Raw genomic sequence first — 22,811 nt, 5'->3', positions numbered from 1 at the left:
CAATTTTAAATCAGAAACAGATCAATGGGAAAAGCAGAGAATAAGAAATACATCCAAAAAGCAATTTTAACGTTACTGATGGCTCATCTTTTTCTGCCTGAGCTCGCCCTTTCCCAACATAGTGGTTCAATTAGGGGTATTGTTAAAGATGAAAGTACGGGTGAAGGGTTGCCTAATGTCAACGTTGGGATACTGAACACAAAACGAGGTACTACAACTAATGCAGACGGATATTTTACTATCGTAAACCTTCCATCAGATTCCGTCTCTTTATCATTCAGTTATATTGGCTATAAGAGTAAGACTGTGACAATAGATTCAGAAGCAACTGTTCAGTTGTTAGAAGTGCAACTCGCCAAGGCCACAACTCAACTTGATGAGGTTACAGTTGAAGCCGAAGAATATGAATTCATAAAATCAGACCGAATTAGCAGAACATCAATCTCACCTACCCAGATACAATACTTGCCAAGTCTTGGAGAGAAAGATATATCACGTGCATTGCAACTGCTACCAGGAGTCAGTGGAACTAATGAATCAACTGCCGGTCTATTCGTTCGCGGTGGTACACCCGATCAAAACCTGATTACCCTCGACGGAATTACCCTTTACAAAGTGGATCACTTTTTCGGTTTCTTTAGCGCTTTTAATAGCAATGCTATACAGGATGTACAGCTTCATAAAGGCGGTTATCCCGCAAAATATGGGGGGAGGTTATCAAGTGTGATGGAATTGAATGGGCGGTCAGGAAATTTTAACGAGTTCAAGTTTAGCGGAGGATTAAGTGCTCTTAGTGCTGATGCAACGCTTGAATTTCCTGTAACCGATAAAGCCTCCGTTCTTATCTCCGGGCGGCGTTCCTATACCGATATCTTACAAACAGGAATTTATAATAAAATTTTTGGACTCTTCGATGATGGGAACACGGGTCCCGGTGGAGGAGAAATACAAGGTCCCTTCGGAGGCGGCCAATTTCAAACCGAGCCGGATTTTAATTTTTACGATCTTAACACTAAAATTACTTATCGCCCGTCAAATAGTGATCTTATTGCCATTAGTTTATACGGAGGGCAGGATAATCTGGACAACTCTAGAGTACAACAGTTTGGAGGTTTTGGCCCAAACAGTAGCGAGGAAGATATTACAGATCTCAGTATAAACGATGTAACCAAGTGGGGAAATCGCGGAGCAGGTCTTCGCTGGTCGCGCCTTTGGAATGACAGGCTTTATACCAATGTCGTGCTATCCTACTCTAACTACTTTTCTGACCGCGTCCGGCAAAATTCAAGTGAGAGTGACGAACAGGCATTTGGCGGTTTTGATATTAGTGGGGAAAACGATGTTCGTGATGTTACTTTTAAGTTTGATGCCGAATACAAAGTTTCGGATTCCAATGACCTCAATATTGGGGGACAGATTACCCAAAATGAGATTGATTATCGAAACACAATCAACGATACGCTAAATGTTGTAAACCGGAGTAATCTTGGAACCATCTATACCGGATATGTACAAGATGATTGGACCCTATTTGATAGGCTTTTAATAACAACTGGTATTCGAGCCAGCTACTATGATGTGACCGAAGAATTCTACTGGCAACCCCGCGCTTCTCTGGAACTCCGTCTAACCGACCGACTAAAATTAAAGGGAGCCTGGGGAAAGTATAACCAATTTATCAACCGTACGGTCCAGGAAGACATCCAACAGGGCAGTACGGATTTTTGGCTTCTGACAGGTAATGATGGCATGCCGGTTGGCTCATCAGAGCACTATATCGTCGGTGCATCCTATGAACGCCCCAACTTTCTGCTTGATGTGGAAGTATACCAAAAAAATCTAAGTGGATTGTCTGAATACTCACTTCGCTTTGGTGGACCTTTGTCCAGTATCGAACAGGAAGAGCTGTTCTTTTACGGAGATGGTATCACAAAAGGGATTGATGTATTGTTTAAACAGAATATTGGTAGATATACCGGTTGGATCAGCTATACTCTAAGTGATACTGACTATACCTTCGATGGTCTAAATAATGGAAATTCCTACCCCGCCCTTCACGATCAAACACATGAACTTAAGCTAGTGAGTAGTTATAAATTTGGAAAATGGACCCTTGCTGCCAACTGGGTGTACGCCACCGGCAAGCCTTACTCAGCCCCAGTGGGTTACTATGACCTCACTCTTCTTGACGGAACCGAATATTCTTACCTGCATATTGGGGGAAAGAATGAATTCAGACTCCCTGCCTATCACCGGATGGACTTGTCGGCAACTTATGAATTTAACCTTGGCACCGGCGGGAATAATGCCAAGTTAGGACTTTCTGTGTTCAATGTTTATAACAGAGATAATGTATGGTATCGTGAATTTTCTGTTGATGATCAGAATGTTGCAGTTACAGATATAAACTACCTGGGTTTTACCCCAAATCTATTTTTCAGAATCAATCTATAAAAGGAAATTATGAAAGTTATTAAATATTTATTTCTAGCCGGATTAATCACGTTAGTTTTATCAAAATGTGATCACCTTACCGACCCGACCGAGGTCCAAGAAATTCCTGTGGTTGAAGGATATTTATACAGCGACGGAACATCAGAACTTATTCAACTGTCCCTGATGATACCATTGTCCAGTACAGATACGATTCCTGAGCCCATTAACAATGCTGAAGTGGTAGTGAGCTATGAGGGACAACCCTATCTTTTCGCTCTTGCTCCGGGAGATTCCGGGCTATATCGTTATTCCGGTAATGATCTTGTCATCAATCCCGGAGGCACCTATGAACTTGAAGTCAACTATAACAATAACCAGATTACTTCTAAAACCAGTGTACCCCCGCAACCCAACCGTGTTCAGGTTTCTGACGACATTCTTTATATAGACTCAGATCAACCTCCCTTTGAAATCATTCGGAACCTGCCAGAGCCACAAGTAACATGGAACAACCCTGAAGAAAATTATCATTTTATTGTAGTAGAGAACCTCGAAGAAAATCCAATACCCATTATTAATGCCGAAAACGCACCCGGTTTCAATGGCGGTCTATTTGCAGGCAATTTATCATTTAGAACTACCCCTACTAACAGTGATTTCTACACGATAGACCTTAGGGGAGGTTTTTACGGAAGGCATAAAGTGACTGTTTATAGCGTAAATAAAGATTACGTAAGTCTATATGAAGAGCGAGAACAGGATTCGAGACAATTGAATGAACCACCCACCAACATAACCAATGGCTTGGGTATCTTTACTTCATTCAGTAGCGATAGCACATTCTTTTGGATTCTAGAAAACTAAAGGATAAGCTTCTGCGACTTCAGTTTATTGCCATTATTTATAGTCAAGCAACTTGGCAATCCAGATTAAATTACCGTTGTGATAGAAAATTGTTTTGATTTGAATCTCTGTGGGGCTAATCGGGTCATCTTATCAGCAGTCTTAATCAACCAGCAGCTTTAAATCACTTCCTTGGAGGGTACTTAATTCGGCACGGGTATATTATAAAAAAGGCTTAGGCTGGCTGAAAGAGGCTTAAATATATAGAGTTTGCTATACATAAATGATTGTTTTATATATGTTTTATTACATTATTTTTCTATAGGGTTACTCCTAATCATCTTCTCGGTACTCCCCATACCAACAGGGATAATTAATTCAATTCACAAGATAAATCGGGAAGATGTGATGAATAGGACAATTCAGATTTCAATAGCTTTTCTAGTAATTGCAGCTTTGATTTTTACTCTTACTGCTTGCAATCAACAATCAGAAAATATGAATCAGAATGAAGCAGCCACAGAGGCTTCACCTGTAGAACAGAATGAACAATATTCAATATCTACTTATGATCCGGCCATGGATTTAACGGTAATAGGAGCTGATAATGTAGAAATACTTGGAGATACACTAGGCATCAAAATGTATATTGGAAGAATGGAACCTGGTGATTCTGTTGGCTGGCATTTTCATCCCGATCATACTGTTTACGTAATTGAAGGAGGTACACTTGATGTTTATTTCAAAGGAGGGGATAAGCAAACCATGGAATTACCAACTGGTGTGGGATTTGTCAGCTCATCGTTAACCGACGCAGCTATAAATACAGGCAATACCACCATAAAGTTGCTTACTCATGACATATACAGGCCTAGAAATTAGTAAAAGCAACCTCCCTCTAATGTTTTTTAGTAAAAGTCATATTTAGAATCTAAGTGAAGTATTATTGAGGTAAATTTGGTTTTATACTAGCTGCTTTTAACAACCCACAAAGAGGGGAGATTTTATGTTGGCAGCCTTAACAGCACCGGCAGCTTTCCGTTATTTCCGAGCGGGCAGCTCAAGATTGCTGAGAATGTTAAGGCTGATAATATTTCACATTATCTCCCTTAGAATCCCTAGAATGGTGCTTGGGAACATTATCTGGAATAAAGATAATATCCAGGAACGACATAATATTACATTAGCCATAATTCAAATCATTCAGGAGGAGTCAGCATGCCAAAATTTATATTAGTTTGTATCAATCTTCTATTCATGGTTTGTTTATCTGCAAATCCATTATTTGGACAGGAGCAAGACAAGATGACTGAACAAGTTCAAATAAAAGAAGCAAAGGTTAATGGCGTCACATTGAACTATATAGAAACAGGAGAAGGGGAACCAATTATTTTTGTTCACGGTACATTGGGAGATTATCGAACATGGACTGAGCAAATCGGACCATTCTCTAATAATTATCAGGTGATAGCTTATAGCCGTCGGTACCATTTCCCAAATCCGTGGCCACAGGATAGTTCAAACTTCTCTGTAACCATTCATGCAAAAGATCTTGTCGAATTCATTAAGCATTTGAAATTAAAACAAGTCCATCTTGTCGGCCACTCTTTTGGGGCGTTCGCAGCTCTTTTGGCTACAAGAAATTATCCAGAACTGATTCAAAGTTTGATTTTGGGAGAACCGCCGGTCATGCCTCTGCTTGAAACGTCCTCTGAAGGAGACCCCAACCTACAAGTTCGTGAAGCTTTTATAAGAGGCGAGACTGAAGAGGCAATTCGCCAATTTATTAATATAGTATTGGGTGAAGGTGCATATGAGAAGCTTCCCAAAACAATACGGGCGAACATGATGGATAATTCACGTGAATTAGAAGGGGCAATGAAGGAAGAAAACCTTTTTGCGCCTTTTTCATGTGAAGATGCAGGTAAGGTAAATGTACCAACATTATTGATTGATGGTGAACTGAGTCCGGAAGTATTTGGTCTCATTAATGATACACTTGAAAGGTGTTTGCCTAACAGTAAACGGATAGTAATTCCATCGGCCTCCCATGGCTTCGTTTATGAAAACCCTCAAGACTTTAACGAAGAAGTGATTCGTTTTCTTAAAACCCAATGAACGTACATTTAGATTTTTATGGCAAAAAAAATAAGTGAATGCGTTTGTGTTTCACTAAATCTATTGAGAGTTGCATAAATTTCTTTATTGGTAAAATGTATATGTATGGCGCATGTGGTTGAATTATTTAACCCTATGTTTTATATAGATATACATATACATTAAGATTTATTGCTTATCATCTTTTCGGCATATCCATTTGGATATAGTATTACTCCTCTGTTCTATACGACGGCCTCCCCGTAATTTTAAAAAAGGAGGTTCCAATGAAGCAACTCAATGAATTACGCAGAGAGACCTTTAGATTGTCCAACGCCTTACTATGTGTCCTGATCGCGAGTGTCCTGGTTTTCAGTACCGCATGCGACTCTCCTGTGGTATCCAGCCAAAATATGGAGTCGACCGACCAAGTGACAAAACTAAGCACCGAATCACACCGTCCGGAGGTTGCAATCTCACATGATATGCTTGCCCGTATCCGCTCCGCAACGGCCAAATATCATGATGTGAGAAAAGCAGAAATCAAAGGGTATGGCGAGGCAACTCCCTTCATACCATTTATGGGTTACCACTATATAAACGGGGGGTTAATGGATCTAAACGTGAATATTACAATGCCGGAAGCGCTCGTATACGTACATAACCCGGCTGATCCGAATAGCAGGAGACTGGTAGCAGTAGAATACCTGGTACCGGACAACTTGGTGTCCTCCGAAGAGGAGCTCCCAGACCTGTTTCCAGGTGATCATGATCATTGGCATCACGTAGAAGATGCCGGTGTATGGGGGCTCCATGCCTGGGTCTGGTATCCCAACCCAGAGGGTGTTTTCCATGATACCAATCCTCGTGTCGGAACAGGAGACTAACCGTGGAATTGAGATTCCAGATTTAGAATTAACACTTGTTAGAGAGATTATTCGGCTTGTGGTGAGACCATATAATGATTGGTAACTCATCAGAAAAAGGATGCTGCGTTAAGGGTTCTGAACCCTCAAGTGGAATTCTGTTCCCATTACATAGATGGTCTTGGCCATTTAACAAAAAAGGGTGCCGAATATATTGGGGAGAAACTTGGTAACTATTACAAATAAGATCACAAAGAGGATACCATGAAGTCATTCATATTTGCATGTTTGATACTTTTAGTCTTGGTGAGTAATCATACGAAAAGCAATAACGAGATAAATTTTGAGGCAGAAGAAATCAAAGTTGAAGAAACATTAAAAAGCTTCTTTAACTGCATTTCCAATTATGATTATAACGGAATACGTGAAGTTACATCAGACGATTTTATTCTGGTTGAGAATGGTCCAGTGTGGGATACCGATAAGTTCATAAGTTTTATTAAACGATTCGAAGGGGATGCAAGCCTCTCTTACGAGTTCTCTGATATGCAAACAACGGTGAGAGGACCAACAGCTTGGATGGTATATAAAAATAATGGCACAATGCTCCAAGGTAGTCAAGAGCGCCATTTTGAGTGGACCGAAAGTGCGGTCTTTACCAAAGAGAGGGATCAATGGAAAATTGAGTTATTGCATTCTACAATGAATGAACCGGATTCCACGCAAAGTTAACAATACGGAGGTAGTTATTATGAGTTGGGAAGCTCTAAGTGTAGTTGCTCAAATCGCCAGTACGATAGCTGTATTTATTACGCTTATTTATATTGCTATACAGGTAAAAATTATAAACCACCAGAGAGAACTCAATGCTTTTAGACATACCTATGATTCGTTGAATGTATTCTGTGATAAGATGTCACAGTCACCGGAAATCGGATCTATTATTCACCGTGGCAGAACTTCTTTGGAAGCTCTGGATCCAGGTGAAAAAATTGTTTTTCAACATATTCACCTCCGCCTGCTAAACACCTTAGAAAGCTGGTATGTACAAGTCATGCGTACTTCCAGCAGAAGGGAAGACAAAGAGTTACAAATAAGAAATATAGGTGGCCTGGTATCTTATTATTTAAATTATCCCGGCACAAAGGATGTATGGAACAACGTAAAAACTACCTTTGAACCTATTCAAGAACTGGTAGAAAATAATATCCAGTAAACTTAAAAGTTATAGGGAATTTTAGGAGCATATGAATTTCAAGCGACATGGAATATCTGGAATCCAGATAATATCCATATATCCACTTAATATTATGATAGACAAAGAGGAGGAAAAATGAAGAAAATTCGTGCCTTTCTAGTGATATTGATTTTGATGCCTCTCATGGCTATCAATGCTCAGCAGTCGAACTATGAAACTAAGGTTAATCAAATCAGTTCATCCAATGTAGAAGATGATTTCGTATTAAATGTCGGCTTACCACCTTCTTACAATAACACAAAGAATAAATATCCACTATTAATGGTCCTTGATGGTGATAAATCATTTGGCATGGCTCGAGATATTGTGGACTGGCTATCATGGAGCAAAGAAATACCCGAATTGATAGTTGTTGGAATTTCCTATGAAGGATCCATGCAAGATTGGTGGCAAAAACGATCACGAGACTTCACCCCTACAAAAGATGAAGGGAAAATTTGGGGTGAATGGCATTTAGCAGGCGGAGCTAGCGATTTTCAAACATTCATCTCAACCGAATTGATACCTTTTATAGAACAAAACTACAGAATCACAGATGAACGAGTTTTAGCCGGTATGTCATTTGGCGGATTGTTTTGCACCTATACACTATTTACAAAACCTGATATTTTCAATCGTTATATAATTGTAAGTCCGGCACTTGCATGGAATAATAAGGTAATTTGGCAATATGAAAATCAATATTTTTCTAACAATTCAGAACTTCAGGCTCGGGTGTTTACGGCTGTAGGCGGGTTAGATCAATCAGTTATTATTGAGCCATGGAAAAACTTTAATGAGTTAATCAATAATCGTAAATACAAAGGAGTAACCTGGGAATCACACCTTTATGAGGGTGAAACACATATATCTAGTTGGCCAGTAGCACTAACCAGAGGTCTTAAAACCGTCTTTGAAACAAAATTAAAATAGATACCTTTTCGCCTACTCAAATAATGTCTGATACTTGGCTGGATATTCACTTTCCTGTAATTCATGTTTGTCTTATATATACATTTACAGCCTCATATACTTTAAAGCACGTTTTTCGGTAATAATATGCACCAAATTTCCAACTTCAGAGCTTACTGTTTAGGATAAGGTCACATGTAGCTCTGAATACTTGATTTTTTAGTCCTAGATCGCAAAGTTTGAATTATAGTAGCTAATTTCCTATTCCTCATCTAAGAAGGCTTACCTCTTATTAATATTACGCTAATAAAACGGGAGGTATTATGCATAGTCCGATGCGGTGTATGTTAGTAGCAATTCTATTTTCTTTATTTACGATGCCATCATCGTTTTTTGCCCAGCAATCACAGGAAGCCCAAACTCTAAAAGGCCGAATAGTAGCTCAGGTATCACAAGAAGACATGAAGATTATTGACGTAGGAGATGTATCCGGCCACAGTGTCATGCTTCTTAGGGCAAAGGGTCTAGCATTTCTGGAAAACGGTGAAGTTGCAGAAGTAACCGCTACAGAAATAATTGATGACATTAACGGGAATGCAACATATTGGGGATATGAGATATTAACCTTCGAAGATGGATCTACTGTTGCGAATAAATTTGAAGGCAATAGTACCACCTCTAGAGATGGTAAATTTGTTGACTTTGAAGGTACATTCACCTACACGCAAGGAACTGGTCGGTTCGCAGGTATTGAGGGTAGTGGAACTCATGAAGGTCGAAATTATGCATCATCTGGAGCGGGTTTCTATGTCAATTTTGAAGGTACTTTCACGCTTTCCTCGAATTAATAATCGGTAAACAACAAGTACATCTAGTGGATAGGCCTCGCCGTTGTTTGTAGGTTTTTGTATTCAACATTTCGGGAGTATTTTTATAATCAACATTGCCCAGTACGCTAGTTGCGTAAGCGGTTGTTAGCTGGCTTTGAATTTTTTGGTATACCCAGTTGTAGGTTTATTGGAATAAGAAGCGTAGGGAGGGCACTTTTTGTGGCCTTAGTTACCCGAAGCAGATTTTCAGTTTTAGAGGTGAGCTATGAAAGCTGCTTGGATGTTATCCAAAATAGAACTGGGTATTGATGTAATCGGTATCTTTTTAGGTATAATTTGTACTGCCAATAATTGTTCAGATTTAGTGTTGGAGAGTAAATATTTGTATATACAATTAATAATTTTTCTATGAGTGCATTTTTGGTATTTTATTTCAACAAAATATTGGTAAAATTCTGTCCAACATTTGGCCAACAAAGTCTTCATTTGCCTGCTTTTTGCTACATTGCTTGCATATACAATTATAGCCTGACGTTCTTTAAAGAGCGATTTTGTGCAAAAAAATGCACTAAAATACCAACTTCCGGACGTACAACCCTAAGTCGTAATACGTATAAATCAACGCTTTACGCCTTTTTTACTTTAGACATGGCCAACACATTTCTTTGTACGTCCATGGTTCATTTTTAAACCTCAAAAAAAAGTCTCAGCGTAGAATTGAAATGCTATCGCATAGTACACGGATAAAGAAGCATTAAAAAATCAGCCTTATAACCAACGCAATCGCATCCCGTTCAGTATCACGAGCATTACCGAGAGTTCGTGAATTAACATTCCTGCCGCCATATGGACCGACCCCATAAATACGCCCGTTAACAAAGCTCCAACGGTTAACAATGCCATCGCTACATTTTGATGGATATTTCGCAGGGTCTGTTTCGATATCCGTAAGGCCTCCGGAATATTCATGAGCTTGTCTGACATCAGCGCAATATCAGCCGTTTCTATGGCAACATCGGTGCCGGCAGCTCCCATGGCAATACCAATATCGGCGGTGGCCAACGCCGGGGCATCATTGATACCATCCCCAATCATCGCTACCTTTTCTCCTTCTTGCTGCATGTTTTGGATGATATCATTCTTTTGATCAGGCAATATACCCGCATGCACTTCTCCTATCCCCACCTCTTTACTTATAGCCTGAGCAACAGGCAGGGCATCCCCGGTAAGCATCACTATACGATTGATTCCATCTTCCCGGAGCCGTGCAATCATCGCCCGGGCATCCGGGCGGACCGGATCAGCCAGCCCCATGCCTCCGACAAAGGTGTCATCCACAGCTACCAACACCGTGGTGCGTCCCTTGCCGGCCAGCTTCGTTACCTGCTTTCCAACTGTTTCTCCAATAAAAATTCCTTGCTGATCCAAAAATTTCAGATTGCCTGCCAAAATTCGCTTCCTATCATAGGAGGCTTCTATGCCCAACCCGGTATGCGATGTAAAATTATCGGCCTCGGGAATGACCGATAATGAGGGCAATTCATCCAGTATTGCATCGGCCAGGGGATGTTCTGAAGCCATCTCTGCGATTCCTGCCCAGTATAATAGCTCGTCGATTTCCTCAGGGCGATACTGCTCTCTGAGATCAGCAACGGATACCACTGATGCCTCTTTATTCGATTGAGTAGGTTTGTCAACCCCCATACCGATCTTCTCTCTCTGAAAGTAAACAAACTCTGTCACTTTCGGCTGCCCCTCTGTGAGCGTACCGGTCTTATCCAGTGCTATTGCCGATAACTTGCCGGCATTTTCCAGGTATTCGCCGCCCTTTATCAGAATGCCTTTTTTCGCTGCATTACCGATACCCGATATTATAGAAATCGGCGTGGAAATGACCAGTGCCCCGGGGCAACCAATCACCAGCAGGGTAAGCGCGAGCTCCAGGTTCTGTGTAACCAAATAGGAAATGATACTCAATGCCACAATAGCGGGGGTATACCAACGGGCAAAACGTTCAATGAAGCGCTGTGTGGGTGCTTTTTCCTCCTGGGCTTCTTCCACCCGCCGGATGATCCGGGCCAGCGTTGTGTCGGAGCCCGCTTTGGTAGTCTGTACGAGAATACTTCCGTTTTTATTAAGACTACCCGCAAAAACCTCCGAACCGGACTGCTTTTCAGCAGGAATGGGTTCGCCGGTTATGGCACTTTCATCTACGGCGGTGCTACCGGAATCGACGATGCCATCAACCGGAATTTTTGATCCGGGTTTAACCAGTACCAACATCCCTTCCCTGACCTCACGCGCCGGTATTTCCCGACGGCTCCCATCATCTAATACCAAAGCGGTATCGGGCGCCATATTAATCAACTCCCGCAGGGTTTTGCGCGTCTTGCTCATTGTTCGCGCTTCCAGCCATCCTCCCAGCAGAAAGAGAAAGGTAACGGCTGCCGCTTCCCAATACACCTCGATGACCAGCCCACCTGCTGCGGCAATAGTCACCAGCAACTCAATATTGGTATGACGATTTTTAAGTCCCTGCCACGCCCGCCGGACGATCTCCATTCCGGCCACCATTGCAGACGCAATCATGAGCGTGTTAAACAACACGGTCGAACCCCACAGGTAGTTCACAGTCCACCCGCTTATGATGAGCGAGCCGCTGACAACCAGCAGTGCTTTTTTTCGTTTTGTAGGATTGCGTAATCCACTAAACAGCTTCTGCAGTGATTTCATAATTTCGGCCGGTTAAAATTGAGAAACTTCCGCTTCATATCCTGATTGCCGGACAACTTCGATTAGCTCCTCTTTTGAAATCAGGCCGGTATCGTGCTCTACTTCGATACGTCCGGTATTGAAATGAACCTTGGCGTCGTTTACTCCCTCCGTGTTTTTCAAGTTAGACTCAATATTATCTACGCATGATGGACAACTCAGATCGTCGCTTCGTAATGTGGTTTTCATAATGGGTTCCTCTGCAATGGGTTGTTAATTGAAAGATTTCTGTTAATTATTCCCAATACCATGGGCGGGCCCGGCCTGAATCTTTTGATACAGTTTGTGAACATATACGATATACTTCACATAGGCATCGACCCATTCACGACCGGCTTCCACGCTTTGGTGCCTGTTCTCTTTAGCCTGCATGGCATGTTGATAAAGCTCCCTCGTTTTATTCCGGATCTCTTCAGCCAGAAGCTCTGTAACCGGGGATAAATCGTTTGATTCCAGGGCTTGCTCTGCCACCTGTATATCCTCTGAACTCGGCCGGGCAGCCTTCAATCCGGTATAGGGCATTCCTTCCGCTTCGCGGTGCAACCTTACGGTGGTCTCCATGAAATATCTGGTCGCCAGCTTCCGGAAAGGGCCTCCCTGCCGGTACGCCTGCAGGCTCTTTTGAAACTTGGATGTAAGTTCTTCTTCCTGTTGCTCTCCTATCCAAATCAAGACGGAAGAAACGTCGCCCGTTTCCAACGCCTGTTTCGCCGCCACTGCCACCGGACCATTAATGCGATCGCAGTGCGCCCGGCTGTTAAAGGTGATGCCGAACAGCAAAAAAAGTGAGAATATTGAAGCTAGTATTTTCGTCTTCGGTGTTTGTAACCGTTTCATAATAAGTACCATTTTGTGGATTCCTGGTTTTATGCACTCAAAAGGTAACAGGCGGGCCGTAGCACTAAAATGAGCTGGATCAATTAAGTGCTACTAATTTATGGAAGGAGCAGGTCTTACTTAGAAGATGAAAGCCGACTTGGGGAAAGGCCTTCAGGATTCGGCTGAAATGCGCAATAATTCCGGTTTGTCTTTAACGGCTACCCATTGACGGCCGGATGTGATCAGGTCATCGTCCTGAAATTGGCTCATAATTCTGCTGGTCGTTTCGGTGGACGTTCCGGCCATATCGGCCAGGTCTTTTCGGGATAAAGGCAGTTGGATCAACAGTCCTTGACGGTCCTTTTCCCCAAATTTATTAGCAAGGGTTACAAGAATATAGGCCAGGCGTTTTTTGACAGGCAGCGTGGAAAGATGCCGAATGCGTTGGCGGGATTCCTGAAGTCGATCCGTCGTAATATCCAAAACCGACATCGCCACCGAGGCATACCGGTTCATGACGTCACGAAAATCACGGAGCCTGATTGAGAGAACACAGGCGGCCGTCTGTGTTTCCGCCGTTTCATTATACACCTCTTTGCCCGATGCGGCGGGATTTCCAAAAAATTCCCCAGGCTGCAGCATATCCAGCAGAACACTTTGCCCCTCCGAGGTATGGGAAACCAATTTTACGTTACCCGCTACAACGACCCGCAACATCGTTGAGGGGTCCCCCTGCCGGTAAATGGTTTCACCCCTTGTGTAATGATTAGCCGTGAATTTTTTATTCACTTCGCGGAGCTCTGCTTCAGGCAGATCCTGGAAAAAGGGCACCATCCCCAGCTTTTCTAAGCGCAAATCTACCGAGCAGTGGTGGCCTTTCAGCGAGGGATTGCTAAGCGGAGTTTCTCTTTTGTCAGCCATAATGCCAATTCCAACCCGTTTTGCAGTGTGATTGCTTTGTCGGTACCGGAAGATAGTTACTCTTCACTATTATTTTTGATAGTGTATTCAAGATCAAGGGATTTAATAGATTCAATAGCACCTTCCCGGCAAAGTCCGCTCATCGAAGCATCCTGAAATCCTTCCCGTGCAGCTTCAATACATGCAGCCCGAACCTTTTCCGCTATATTTTTTGCTTTGGCGTGATCCTGATTTTTATGGGTCAATGTGTTATCCGTTTATCGTCTCCAACCACCGCTTTTATAGGTGACGCAAAGTTGCATAATGCGAGGTTGATATATTAATCTGCTGTTCGACTTACTGTTTAAGCAGCTATCATTCCATGAGAAAGTCAGCCCATTCTGTGCTAAGACCCAACATGAAATATAATATTTAGAGAGGCACAAACAATATTGCCCCTCGGGTGTTTTCCGGTAATACCGGCTATTATCTCAATTCCCTATACCAAGCTTGCTTCCAGGATAATTTCGGTACCGGCCAGCGCTTTTGATACCGGGCATCCCTTTTTGGCACCTTCCGCAAATTCCTGGTAGGTGGCATCATCTATGTTGTGGATATTCGCGTTCACCTGCAGTTCAATGCCTGTTATTGAAGGCCCATAATCGGTTACTTCGAAAGTGACCCGGACAGAGGCGTCCACAGACTTGGGGTTATACCCCTCTTCAGCTAAATCATTGGAAAGTGCCATGGCATAACAGCCGGCATGCGCCGCCCCGATCAGTTCTTCGGGATTTGTTCCCTCGCCATTTTTAAAGCGGCTGGCAAAACTATACGAGCCTTCATAAGACCCGCTCTCAAATTACATCGTCCCATTTCCGTTTTTCAAATCTCCGTTCCATGTTGCCTCTGCTTTTCGTGTCGGCATAAATATATGTCTTTATTTTTAAGATTAACCGGTACTGTTAATAGTTTACGCTGAAGTCTCTTTTCTATGATTTCGCTGATTTACGGCTTGACGCACAAGCATAAATAAAATACCGCCCAGGAAGAGCATAATAGCTGCCACATTGCCGTATCCCCCAATCTTCCTAATAACAGGCATCCATAGCAGATCCCCGACCAATCGGCTTATTAAAAATATGTGTAGAAGTATCAGCGGCAGGTAAAAATATGTGTGCCAAGGAATATGCATTCCCGAGAGGGAGGGAATAATCACCGAGGCATGAGCAAATATCATGCTGAAAACAAATCCCACAAAAATCATGTGTAAAATTCCGTCATACAACGGTCCGGCCGTCGGTAAGCCTATGAATAAACCCAAAAGCCCCGCCAGGATTAGCCATGCATAGCCCGAGAGCAGACAGATGGCACTGTAGCGGGTCCATGCGGCAGCTTTGATCGTCCTCCGGGCAATATCATATTTTATGAGCCAGCCGGATATCCCTATTAGTAAAACTGAAGCTATGCTCCACCCAACCCTACGATCGATATGCATTACAGCCAGTGCCAGGATCCATCCCATGATCAATCCGGCAAATAATCGTCGGGCCTGTTTGGGAGGGCGCATGATGCGATTCAACTCCAGGCGCTCCCCGAAGATGGTAAGCATGGGAAAAGCAGCCCACCAACCTACCAGTGAATAAACGGGGTAAGCGTTGATGTATAAAAGGTTCCCGGCCAGCAGCGACACAGCCCCAAGGGCCATAATCAGGTGATATATGTTGGGTTGCAGGTAGTAAAGAAAACCCATAACCAGGGTAAGTCCCACCGATCCAAGGATAAGCGCCCATCCCGCCGGGACATGCAGACCGGCTAACATCAGGAGGGTTGATGCAGCCATAAAAACAGGAGCCGCAAAAGCCCACTTTTTCTCAAGTGCTGCGGCCCGCTCCAAGCCGATAAGCGTTCCCAGAAATCCATTGATCATCAACGGTCCGTGCGCCGTCGGAGAAATAGCATGCCCGGATCCCGCCCAAAGGCCTAAACGCGCTAGACCGGCATACAATCCGCTCAACAAACCGGCGGCCGCTAATACAAGCAGTCCCACCAGTATGGATGCAGGTACTTTATCTTGAGTTTGTGCCATGCCTGTTCAAATCTTTTCTTTATAGCTGCGGGGGTGGATTAGCGAAAAAATCAACGTCTTCTTCGATCATATCCACGTTCCATTCGGGCTCCCAAACCAGGAGGGCCTCATATTCCCTGATCTCGTCGATGGAGGCCAGTTTTTCCTCAACCTGTTGCCGCAAAAAGCGTCGCATGGGACAGCCCGGTGTCGTAGCCGTAAATTCCACAATCACTCTGCCATCGTCATACAGAATGTTATAGACCAAACCAAGGTCTACGATATTCACACCGAGTTCGGGATCGATCACTTCCCGAAGCTTCCGTGCTATCTCACGCCTGTCTATGGTCGACTCATTCATAGCAAGGGATTCAGTCGATTTACCAATTTTCAGTTACCAAATCTCGGGTCTTCTTCCGGGTAATCCCAACCGAAATTTTCTTCTTATTAAGTGCGGACATTGGGTAGCAAAGCGGAATTGTATCTTCCATTGCACCAGAAATTTTCCGTTACTTTAGAGGTTTCAGTCATGTACCGACTTCAAGGGCGTTTTCCCAATTTTCGATCAGGTGCTCCCGTTTATCTTCGCGACCGCTCCACATATCCACTTCCGGCAGCGGTTCTTTCACTTCATTGATCACATGTTCTGCCCATTCCTCTGAAAGCCGTTCATTTAATTCGATATAATCCACCCATTCCATGGGCACTTCATCATCGGGATAGATTGCCTCCTCGGGACATTCGGCCACGCATGCATCGCAATCAATACACTCCAGCGGATCGATTACCAGAAAATTGGGGCCTTCACGGAAGGCATCTACGGGACAAACCGCGGAACAGTTGGTGTGCTTGCACTGAATACAGGGATCCGTTACGACGTAAGCCATTGCTTCAATAATAGGGTTGTTCTCATGTGTTCCGCTCAAAGGTAGGAGTCGAATAAACTAATATCAACTATAAAAACGGTTTAAACCCTTTTTATTGATTTATCCTATAATCATTCCTACCTTAAGAGCGGATTGAAACCGAAACGACAGTAGACTTAAACTTATGAACTCCAATCAATCCCTATCTCAATTGACCCCGGATGCAACCATCGGACAGATCATCCATGCAAATAACGAAGCCGGGAAACTGCTCGCCTCCATTGGCGTATCCCTCTCTAAGCATAGAGGGGAAACGCTCCAATCGGTTTGTCAGCAGCAAAACTGGAGTGAATCGGAAGTGCTGGACTGGGTCAAAAAACATACCGAACGTACAAACGGTGACACTCAGCACCACCCAGCCGTCTCAGAGCCCTCTCAACCCGACATCAACCGTTTAGTCCATTGGACAGAATTACTGGACCGGGATTTTATAACACCCATTCAATACCTGTTAGAAGAATTGAAGCAAAGTTTTCCCCGAGTACTAACAATACACGGAAACCAGTATACGTGGCTAAAAAATATTAAAAGCCATTTTGGGCAGTTCCGGGAGAATCTGGGTATGTACTTCGAATTCGAGCGAAAAAAGTTCTTCCCGCTTATTAAGCAGCTTTCAACCTCGAAGAAAAAAAATCTCAATCACGGTGTAATCCAAAATATCGATTGCTCAATAGGGATTATACAGCGGGACCAGGATCGGCTGCAGCGACAGATGAACACGATTCGTATTAAGAGCAACGATTTAGATAACCCCAGAAATGCCTGCTTTACGCATCGGATTCAGAACAAGAATTTTTCCATCTTATTTGGGAAACTGGAAAAGCAGTTCCAAATCGAAAGCGGCGATCTTTTACCCGCCATTCAAAAGGAATTACAAGCTAAAAAATAATCACTCATGTTTACAGGATCGAAAAAAGAGATTATCGAACTCATAAAACGCAGGGGCACGCTTTCGATTGATGAGGCCGTTGAGCAGATTTCATTGGCCAAGACAACCCTACGCGAGCACTTCCTGCAACTGGAAAGAGACGGTTATGTAAAACGGGATTATGTGCGATCAGGACCGGGACGACCCAGCCTGGAGTACCAGCTTACGCCCAAAGGCGATAGCATTTTCCCCTCTTCAGAATCCAAGCTGATCCGTAACATCATCCATTACCTTAAATCTAAAGGCAACCAGCAGCTGGTAGAAGATTTTTTTGAAGATTTCTGGGATCAGCGACTCAAAGAAGCACAAGAGCGCATTGAAAGTGCAGGAGCAGATGATCCTGAATCCAAAATTTCAGTACTGATGAAGATGCTGAACGAAGAAGGCTTTATGCCTGAATTTGAGCTGGACCGGGAATCCGAAACGATGACCGTCAAAGAGTGTAATTGTCCGTTTCGTGAAGTGATTAAGGAGACCCGTCTGCCCTGTAAGCTCGAGCAACTGTTTTACAGGAAGCTCTTCAGCGAAAAAACCGAACGTACGACCTATATCGCTGAAGGTGATCATTCCTGCACCTATAATATTCCTCTTGAATAAAGAATGGATTTGAGCCGAACCTAAGCACCCATAATTATCATGTTCATACTCTAAAAAGAGATAAAAGAGTCCTAAAAATTAATTTAGTACCGATATGATTGTCAATGACTTAGCAACCTTCGTACAACAAGTCGAATTTGAACTGCTTTCAGAAAGCGCGAAAAAGCAGCTTAAAATAAGACTTCTTGATTCACTGGGGACGCGTGCTGACCTAGAAAGATTAAAATTTAACCCATTCGAACCCTACGTGATTTTGAAAAACGTGGAGGGTTATTCGAAAGTACCATTACATTTTTAAAACCGGATTATCATGTGCAATCAACTAAAAACACTTTCAGCCAATCAGCTGGAGCACCTTATTCAGGAAGCCATTTACAACTATAATGGCGAAGAGTATGCGTATACCGTTAAAAATCTCAATTCCCCAAACGTCAACACCACCGAAGAGATACTTACTTTTAAAGTGGAGATACGCTGCAAATCAACTCTGGAAAACGAAGCAGAGGTAATTCATTAAGGCGAGATCCATCAGCCATGAGTTTCCCGATAACTCTTATTCAGAAATCCCTAAGATCACCATTCAGGTTACATATATATGCAACAGCAAGAACAACTACTGGACGTCCGCTCGCTTATCCCCATCAAACGACACGAAAAGCTCCTGGAGCTGTTCAAGGATCTGCCCGTTGGGGAAAGCTTCATTTTCATTAATGATCACGATCCCAAACCCCTCTATTACGAATTCCGATCGATCTATGGAAATGTTGTCGGTTGGGAATACTTGCAGCGTGGCGGGCAGGAATGGAAAGTGAAAGTAACCCGAACCAAAGCTTCCCGGGGGCGGGAATTCAGAGAGATTTCTACTTTGATAGATCTCCGCAAAGCGGATATGAAAGACTGGAAATATGCAGTATTTCATCGCTACGGCATGATGCTGAAGGGAGACACGATGGAGCTTATTGCTGAAAATGATCCGGAAGAAATCCGAAAAATCTTCAAGAAGAAATTCAGCGGTGAACACTGCTGGGAATATAAAAAAGACCGGCCCGGTGAGTATGTCATTCATATCACAAAAAAGGAAGATAGCGACATGACCGTCGAAGACATCTCCGTGGTGAATACCTTTGATGTCCGTCCCCATGCCCCGGCCAAACGTCACGATATGATATTTGATGCCTTCGAAGAGCTTGAGCCGGGTGAAGCGTTTGTCTTTACCAATGATCATGATCCGAAACCGCTGTACTACCAGATGGAAGCCGAAAGCGATCAACCCTTTGACTGGGAGTACCTGCTGGCAATGCCTGAAGAATGGAAGGTAAAAATCACGAAGCTGGAGCAGGGAAAGTAGGTTCCACTAATACGATTTAAGAACCATTTAGAAAATCTGATTATAGACTATCAAAAGAAATTAGAAAGAAGAATTAACAAATATCAATAAGAAACAGAGGAATGTATGTCTTCTAACAACAAGAAAAACGGCGTTTCACGAAAACAATTCATGAAAAATATTGGCGGAGCCGTACTCTCCAGCAGTTTGCTGGCCGGTGCCGGTATACCCTTTAGTGCCCAAGCCAATAATACCCCACCGATTACCGATGCAGGCCAAAAACCGGCAGCTGTTAAAACCGACCGGGTGGCGGCGGATCCGACGGATATTCCGGCTCCAATAAAGCGATCGCGCCCAAAAACCCATGATATTGAGCTGCTAACCAAAGAGGTTGTCACAGAAATTGAAGACGGAGTGCAATTTCGATTTATGACCTTTGGCGGACAAGTGCCAGGACCCATGATTCGCGTTCGACAAGGTGATACGATCAAACTCACGCTCACCTCCTCTCCCGACAATGCTATGTTGCACAATGTGGATTTCCATTCCGTGTACGGTACGGGGGGTGGTGCGAATGCCACTTACGTGTCACCGGGGCAGTCAAAGACGTTCAAATTTAAAGCGATGTATCCCGGTGCATTTATATACCACTGCGCGGTACCCCGTCTCGACTACCACATCAGCAGCGGCATGTACGGGATGATTCTGGTGGAACCTGAAGAGGGCTTGCCTGCGGTTGATCATGAATTCTATTTCGGTCAAAACGAGGTATATACCCAGCAGGCGGCCGGTTCTCAGGGATTTCTCGAATTCGATCACCAGAACATGCAGGATGAGATCCCAACGTATGTAACTTTGAACGGCGAAAAATATGCCATCACTGACGAACGACGCGGGCCGCTTACCGTCAAAAAAGGCGAAACAGCACGGGTGTATCTGGTTAACGGGGGTCCCAACCTTGCATCCAGTTTCCACCCCATCGGCAACGTGTGGACCAAAGTGTGGCGCGAAGGTGCTATCGCCAGCAATCCCGAAAAGTATGTCCAAACCGCACTGGTTCCTCCCGGAAGCTGCGGCATTTTTGAGATGGACTTTCCTGTGCCATCAACTATTCATTTGGTGGATCATGCCCTTAGCCGCGTAGCCAATAAAGGTATGAAAGCCAACATCGTGGTAGAAGGATCTAAAGAACCTGAAATTTTTGATACAACAGTTTAAAAAAACAAATCAACACTAAACTCAAACTATTTAAAAAACTAATCGACACATACCATGTATTTATTTAAACAACTAACGACCCTATCAATTCTACTCATCACCGTACTCTCGCTGTCCATTCCCGGCATAGCCACGGCCCAAGATGCCAAAGTGGTAGAAATAAAAGGGACTGACCAGCTTAAATTTACCAAAACAGAAATCACCGCCGCCCCGGGCCAAGAAATTACCGTTAAACTGACGACGGTAAGCAAGCTCCCGCCCTCGGCGATGTCGCACAATTTCCTGCTGCTTACATCCTCAGTTGATGCCACTAAAGTTGCCCAGGAATCAGCCAAGTTCCAGGATAACCAATATATCGCCCCAAAATATGAGGATCAGATCATTGCCCACACCGATATGGCCGGCGGCGGCGAAACCGTCACCGTTACGTTTACGGCTCCTGAAGAACCGGGCGACTACGAATACATCTGCACTTTTCCCGGCCACTACCTGGGAGGCATGAAGGGTACCCTAACCGTTAAAGAGTAACAGGTACATACGTTTATCAATCAGCCTGCGAAGGGATGTTTTACCGTCCCTTCGCAGGTATTATTAAGTAACAATATGTTAGATAGGAGAAACTATGACTGCATCATGCTATCCTAATACCTATTGGCGCTGCCGTTGCTTTTTCCTCCCATTCCATCAGCAAGTCAGGCGCAACAGAACCTGACGATTGATGATACCGTTGACTCCACAGTTAATCTATTAGAATGCTTTACTACCTTTCAGTCTTCATTCATATACTGTCAGCAATTTTCTGGATCGGAGGCATGTTGTTTACTGCAGCGGTACTCGTTCCGGCCTCCCGACATCAATTATTAGCCAATAAAAAGGGACAATTATTTACTCTGATCGGGAAAAAGTTCAGTCGTATCTCGTGGGTACTGTTCATCGTTCTGGTCCTTACCGGGATAACCAATCTTTTAGCCCGCGGCTATGATCTTTCAGATCTGGCCACTTCAACATTCTGGAAAGGAAATTTTGGCCACGTACTATTTATAAAACTACATCTATTTGGGGCGGTCCTAGTCCTGAGTAGCATTCACGACTTTTATGCCGGACCTCGGGCCGCTGAATTGATGGACAGCAATCCAAAAGACATAAAGACACAAATCTTCCGAAAAATATCCCGTTGGATTGGACGCCTAAACCTGATTATTGGGCTTGGCATCCTATATTATGCGATACGATTACTCAGGGGATAAGAACACAGAAAGACGAAACGGAATGGGCAATTTCTTTCGACCAAAAAGATATTATTTAACCAGTGTAAACCCGTCTTCTCTGTGCTTTCCGTGTTCCATTCAATACCCCTGACATGATCTGTCACTCTGGCTGTTATCTTACCATTCAAGGGAGTTCTAATTCTAACTAAAGTCATCATATTATGTACAGAGACGAAATAGTATTGATCATCGATAAATCGGGATCCATGGAAGCCATTAAGGAAGACGCCATAGGCGGTTTCAATTCCTTCTTATCCGGTCAGAAAAAAATTGATCGCCCGGCAAAGGTAACCTTCGTGTTATTCGACGACCGTTATCAACTCGTTCACGACGGTAAAGAAATAAATAAAGTAGAAAGCCTTACTGAAGAGACCTATGTCCCTTCCGGTACCACGGCGTTGCTGGATGCCGTAGGCCAAACCATTGATCGAGTGGGAGAACGCCTCGACAACCTGCCGGAAGAAGAGAAACCGGAAAATGTCATCTTTTTTATCCTGACGGACGGGTTGGAAAATGCCAGCTCCGATTATACGCGAGACCGCGTCAAGGAGATGATCGAGCATCAGCAGAGCAAATACGACTGGGAATTTATTTACGGAGGAGCTAATCAGGATGCCTTTGCGGAAGCCGGCAGCATAGGTATCAAGGCCCAGAATTCTTTTGATTTTGAGGCAACCGGAGAAGGCACCAGGGAAGCGTATGACGTGTCATCTGATATGGTTGCCAGCTATCGAACGAGGACTAAACCTGAAAAATCCAAAGAGAAATGA

Annotated in this window: 25 protein-coding genes and 1 pseudogene; 17 read left to right on the top strand and 9 right to left on the bottom strand. The window is 43.6% G+C overall.

Translation table 11 applies throughout. The features are described 5' to 3' along the window. Nucleotides 1–24: 24 nt before the first annotated feature. From G3570_RS00680 to G3570_RS00640, 9 genes are all read left to right on the top strand, one after another. Complete coding sequence (locus G3570_RS00680) at nucleotides 25–2,454, top strand: TonB-dependent receptor (protein ID WP_165138154.1); 2,430 nt, start codon at nucleotides 25–27, stop codon at nucleotides 2,452–2,454. Nucleotides 2,455–2,463: 9 nt separating this feature from the next. Beyond that, on the top strand, nucleotides 2,464–3,300 hold the full coding sequence (locus tag G3570_RS00675) for a DUF4249 domain-containing protein (protein WP_165138152.1): 837 nt from the start codon (nucleotides 2,464–2,466) through the stop codon (nucleotides 3,298–3,300). 387 nt (nucleotides 3,301–3,687) lie between these two features. Next, entirely contained in the window at nucleotides 3,688–4,161 is a 474-nt protein-coding gene (locus G3570_RS00670; RefSeq protein WP_165138150.1) for a cupin domain-containing protein, read from the top strand. 336 nt (nucleotides 4,162–4,497) lie between these two features. Continuing rightward, the gene (locus tag G3570_RS00665; RefSeq protein WP_165138148.1) at nucleotides 4,498–5,397 is read left to right on the top strand and encodes an alpha/beta fold hydrolase; all 900 of its coding nucleotides are present in this window, start codon (nucleotides 4,498–4,500) and stop codon (nucleotides 5,395–5,397) included. 266 nt (nucleotides 5,398–5,663) lie between these two features. Beyond that, complete coding sequence (locus tag G3570_RS00660; protein ID WP_165138146.1) at nucleotides 5,664–6,263, top strand: hypothetical protein; 600 nt, start codon at nucleotides 5,664–5,666, stop codon at nucleotides 6,261–6,263. A gap of 243 nt (nucleotides 6,264–6,506) precedes the next feature. Beyond that, nucleotides 6,507–6,974, top strand: coding sequence for a nuclear transport factor 2 family protein (locus G3570_RS00655; protein WP_165138144.1), 468 nt, complete (start codon nucleotides 6,507–6,509; stop codon nucleotides 6,972–6,974). A 19-nt stretch (nucleotides 6,975–6,993) separates the two neighbouring features. After that, nucleotides 6,994–7,458, top strand: coding sequence for a hypothetical protein (locus G3570_RS00650; RefSeq protein WP_165138142.1), 465 nt, complete (start codon nucleotides 6,994–6,996; stop codon nucleotides 7,456–7,458). Between the two features lie 117 nt (nucleotides 7,459–7,575). Then, entirely contained in the window at nucleotides 7,576–8,412 is an 837-nt protein-coding gene (locus G3570_RS00645) for an alpha/beta hydrolase (protein WP_165138140.1), read from the top strand. 356 nt (nucleotides 8,413–8,768) lie between these two features. Further along, the gene (locus tag G3570_RS00640; protein WP_165138138.1) at nucleotides 8,769–9,239 is read left to right on the top strand and encodes a hypothetical protein; all 471 of its coding nucleotides are present in this window, start codon (nucleotides 8,769–8,771) and stop codon (nucleotides 9,237–9,239) included. Nucleotides 9,240–9,989: 750 nt separating this feature from the next. Here the strand turns inward: G3570_RS00640 and G3570_RS00635 are convergent. From G3570_RS00635 to G3570_RS00595, 9 genes and pseudogenes are all read right to left on the bottom strand, one after another. Next, complete coding sequence (locus G3570_RS00635) at nucleotides 9,990–11,954, bottom strand: heavy metal translocating P-type ATPase (RefSeq protein ID WP_165138136.1); 1,965 nt, start codon at nucleotides 11,952–11,954, stop codon at nucleotides 9,990–9,992. Nucleotides 11,955–11,966: 12 nt separating this feature from the next. Then, the gene (locus G3570_RS00630) at nucleotides 11,967–12,182 is read right to left on the bottom strand and encodes a heavy-metal-associated domain-containing protein (RefSeq protein ID WP_165138134.1); all 216 of its coding nucleotides are present in this window, start codon (nucleotides 12,180–12,182) and stop codon (nucleotides 11,967–11,969) included. Between the two features lie 42 nt (nucleotides 12,183–12,224). Beyond that, a complete protein-coding gene (locus G3570_RS00625) occupies nucleotides 12,225–12,830 on the bottom strand; it encodes a DUF6448 family protein (protein WP_165138132.1) in 606 nt (201 codons plus the stop codon). A 153-nt stretch (nucleotides 12,831–12,983) separates the two neighbouring features. Further along, on the bottom strand, nucleotides 12,984–13,733 hold the full coding sequence (locus G3570_RS00620) for a Crp/Fnr family transcriptional regulator (RefSeq protein WP_165138130.1): 750 nt from the start codon (nucleotides 13,731–13,733) through the stop codon (nucleotides 12,984–12,986). 56 nt (nucleotides 13,734–13,789) lie between these two features. Then, nucleotides 13,790–13,978: an acetyltransferase gene (locus tag G3570_RS00615; protein ID WP_249066545.1), complete on the bottom strand. Its 189-nt coding sequence runs from the start codon at nucleotides 13,976–13,978 to the stop codon at nucleotides 13,790–13,792. A gap of 233 nt (nucleotides 13,979–14,211) precedes the next feature. Next, nucleotides 14,212–14,553: pseudogene (locus G3570_RS00610) on the bottom strand (OsmC family peroxiredoxin); the annotation flags it as partial. A gap of 129 nt (nucleotides 14,554–14,682) precedes the next feature. Then, entirely contained in the window at nucleotides 14,683–15,798 is a 1,116-nt protein-coding gene (locus G3570_RS00605; protein WP_165138128.1) for a hypothetical protein, read from the bottom strand. A gap of 19 nt (nucleotides 15,799–15,817) precedes the next feature. After that, nucleotides 15,818–16,138 carry a metal-sulfur cluster assembly factor gene (locus G3570_RS00600; protein ID WP_165138126.1) on the bottom strand — a complete coding sequence of 107 codons (321 nt, stop codon included), beginning with the start codon at nucleotides 16,136–16,138 and terminating at the stop codon, nucleotides 15,818–15,820. A gap of 166 nt (nucleotides 16,139–16,304) precedes the next feature. Continuing rightward, the gene (locus G3570_RS00595) at nucleotides 16,305–16,664 is read right to left on the bottom strand and encodes a DUF3470 domain-containing protein (RefSeq protein WP_165139459.1); all 360 of its coding nucleotides are present in this window, start codon (nucleotides 16,662–16,664) and stop codon (nucleotides 16,305–16,307) included. 163 nt (nucleotides 16,665–16,827) lie between these two features. On the opposite strand from G3570_RS00595, the gene G3570_RS00590 reads away from it, so the two are divergent. The 8 genes from G3570_RS00590 to G3570_RS00555 all read left to right on the top strand — a co-directional run bounded on the left by G3570_RS00590 (nucleotide 16,828) and on the right by G3570_RS00555 (nucleotide 22,811). Continuing rightward, the gene (locus G3570_RS00590; RefSeq protein WP_165138124.1) at nucleotides 16,828–17,592 is read left to right on the top strand and encodes a hypothetical protein; all 765 of its coding nucleotides are present in this window, start codon (nucleotides 16,828–16,830) and stop codon (nucleotides 17,590–17,592) included. A 6-nt stretch (nucleotides 17,593–17,598) separates the two neighbouring features. Beyond that, nucleotides 17,599–18,228: a helix-turn-helix transcriptional regulator gene (locus tag G3570_RS00585; RefSeq protein ID WP_165138122.1), complete on the top strand. Its 630-nt coding sequence runs from the start codon at nucleotides 17,599–17,601 to the stop codon at nucleotides 18,226–18,228. A gap of 310 nt (nucleotides 18,229–18,538) precedes the next feature. Then, nucleotides 18,539–18,745, top strand: a complete 207-nt coding sequence (locus tag G3570_RS00580) for a hypothetical protein (protein WP_165138120.1) — start codon at nucleotides 18,539–18,541, stop codon at nucleotides 18,743–18,745. 78 nt (nucleotides 18,746–18,823) lie between these two features. Continuing rightward, on the top strand, nucleotides 18,824–19,576 hold the full coding sequence (locus G3570_RS00575) for a DUF2249 domain-containing protein (protein WP_165138118.1): 753 nt from the start codon (nucleotides 18,824–18,826) through the stop codon (nucleotides 19,574–19,576). Between the two features lie 105 nt (nucleotides 19,577–19,681). Continuing rightward, on the top strand, nucleotides 19,682–20,773 hold the full coding sequence (gene nirK, locus G3570_RS00570; RefSeq protein WP_249066542.1) for a copper-containing nitrite reductase: 1,092 nt from the start codon (nucleotides 19,682–19,684) through the stop codon (nucleotides 20,771–20,773). 54 nt (nucleotides 20,774–20,827) lie between these two features. Then, nucleotides 20,828–21,301: a plastocyanin/azurin family copper-binding protein gene (locus tag G3570_RS00565; RefSeq protein ID WP_165138116.1), complete on the top strand. Its 474-nt coding sequence runs from the start codon at nucleotides 20,828–20,830 to the stop codon at nucleotides 21,299–21,301. Nucleotides 21,302–21,525: 224 nt separating this feature from the next. Further along, the gene (locus G3570_RS00560) at nucleotides 21,526–22,020 is read left to right on the top strand and encodes a DUF4149 domain-containing protein (RefSeq protein ID WP_165138115.1); all 495 of its coding nucleotides are present in this window, start codon (nucleotides 21,526–21,528) and stop codon (nucleotides 22,018–22,020) included. A 182-nt stretch (nucleotides 22,021–22,202) separates the two neighbouring features. After that, a complete protein-coding gene (locus G3570_RS00555; protein WP_165138114.1) occupies nucleotides 22,203–22,811 on the top strand; it encodes a vWA domain-containing protein in 609 nt (202 codons plus the stop codon).

The organism is Halalkalibaculum roseum (assembly GCF_011059145.1).
GTDB classification, from domain to species: Bacteria; Bacteroidota; Rhodothermia; order Balneolales; family Balneolaceae; genus Halalkalibaculum; species Halalkalibaculum roseum.
This window is presented reverse-complemented; position numbering and strand designations above follow the sequence as displayed.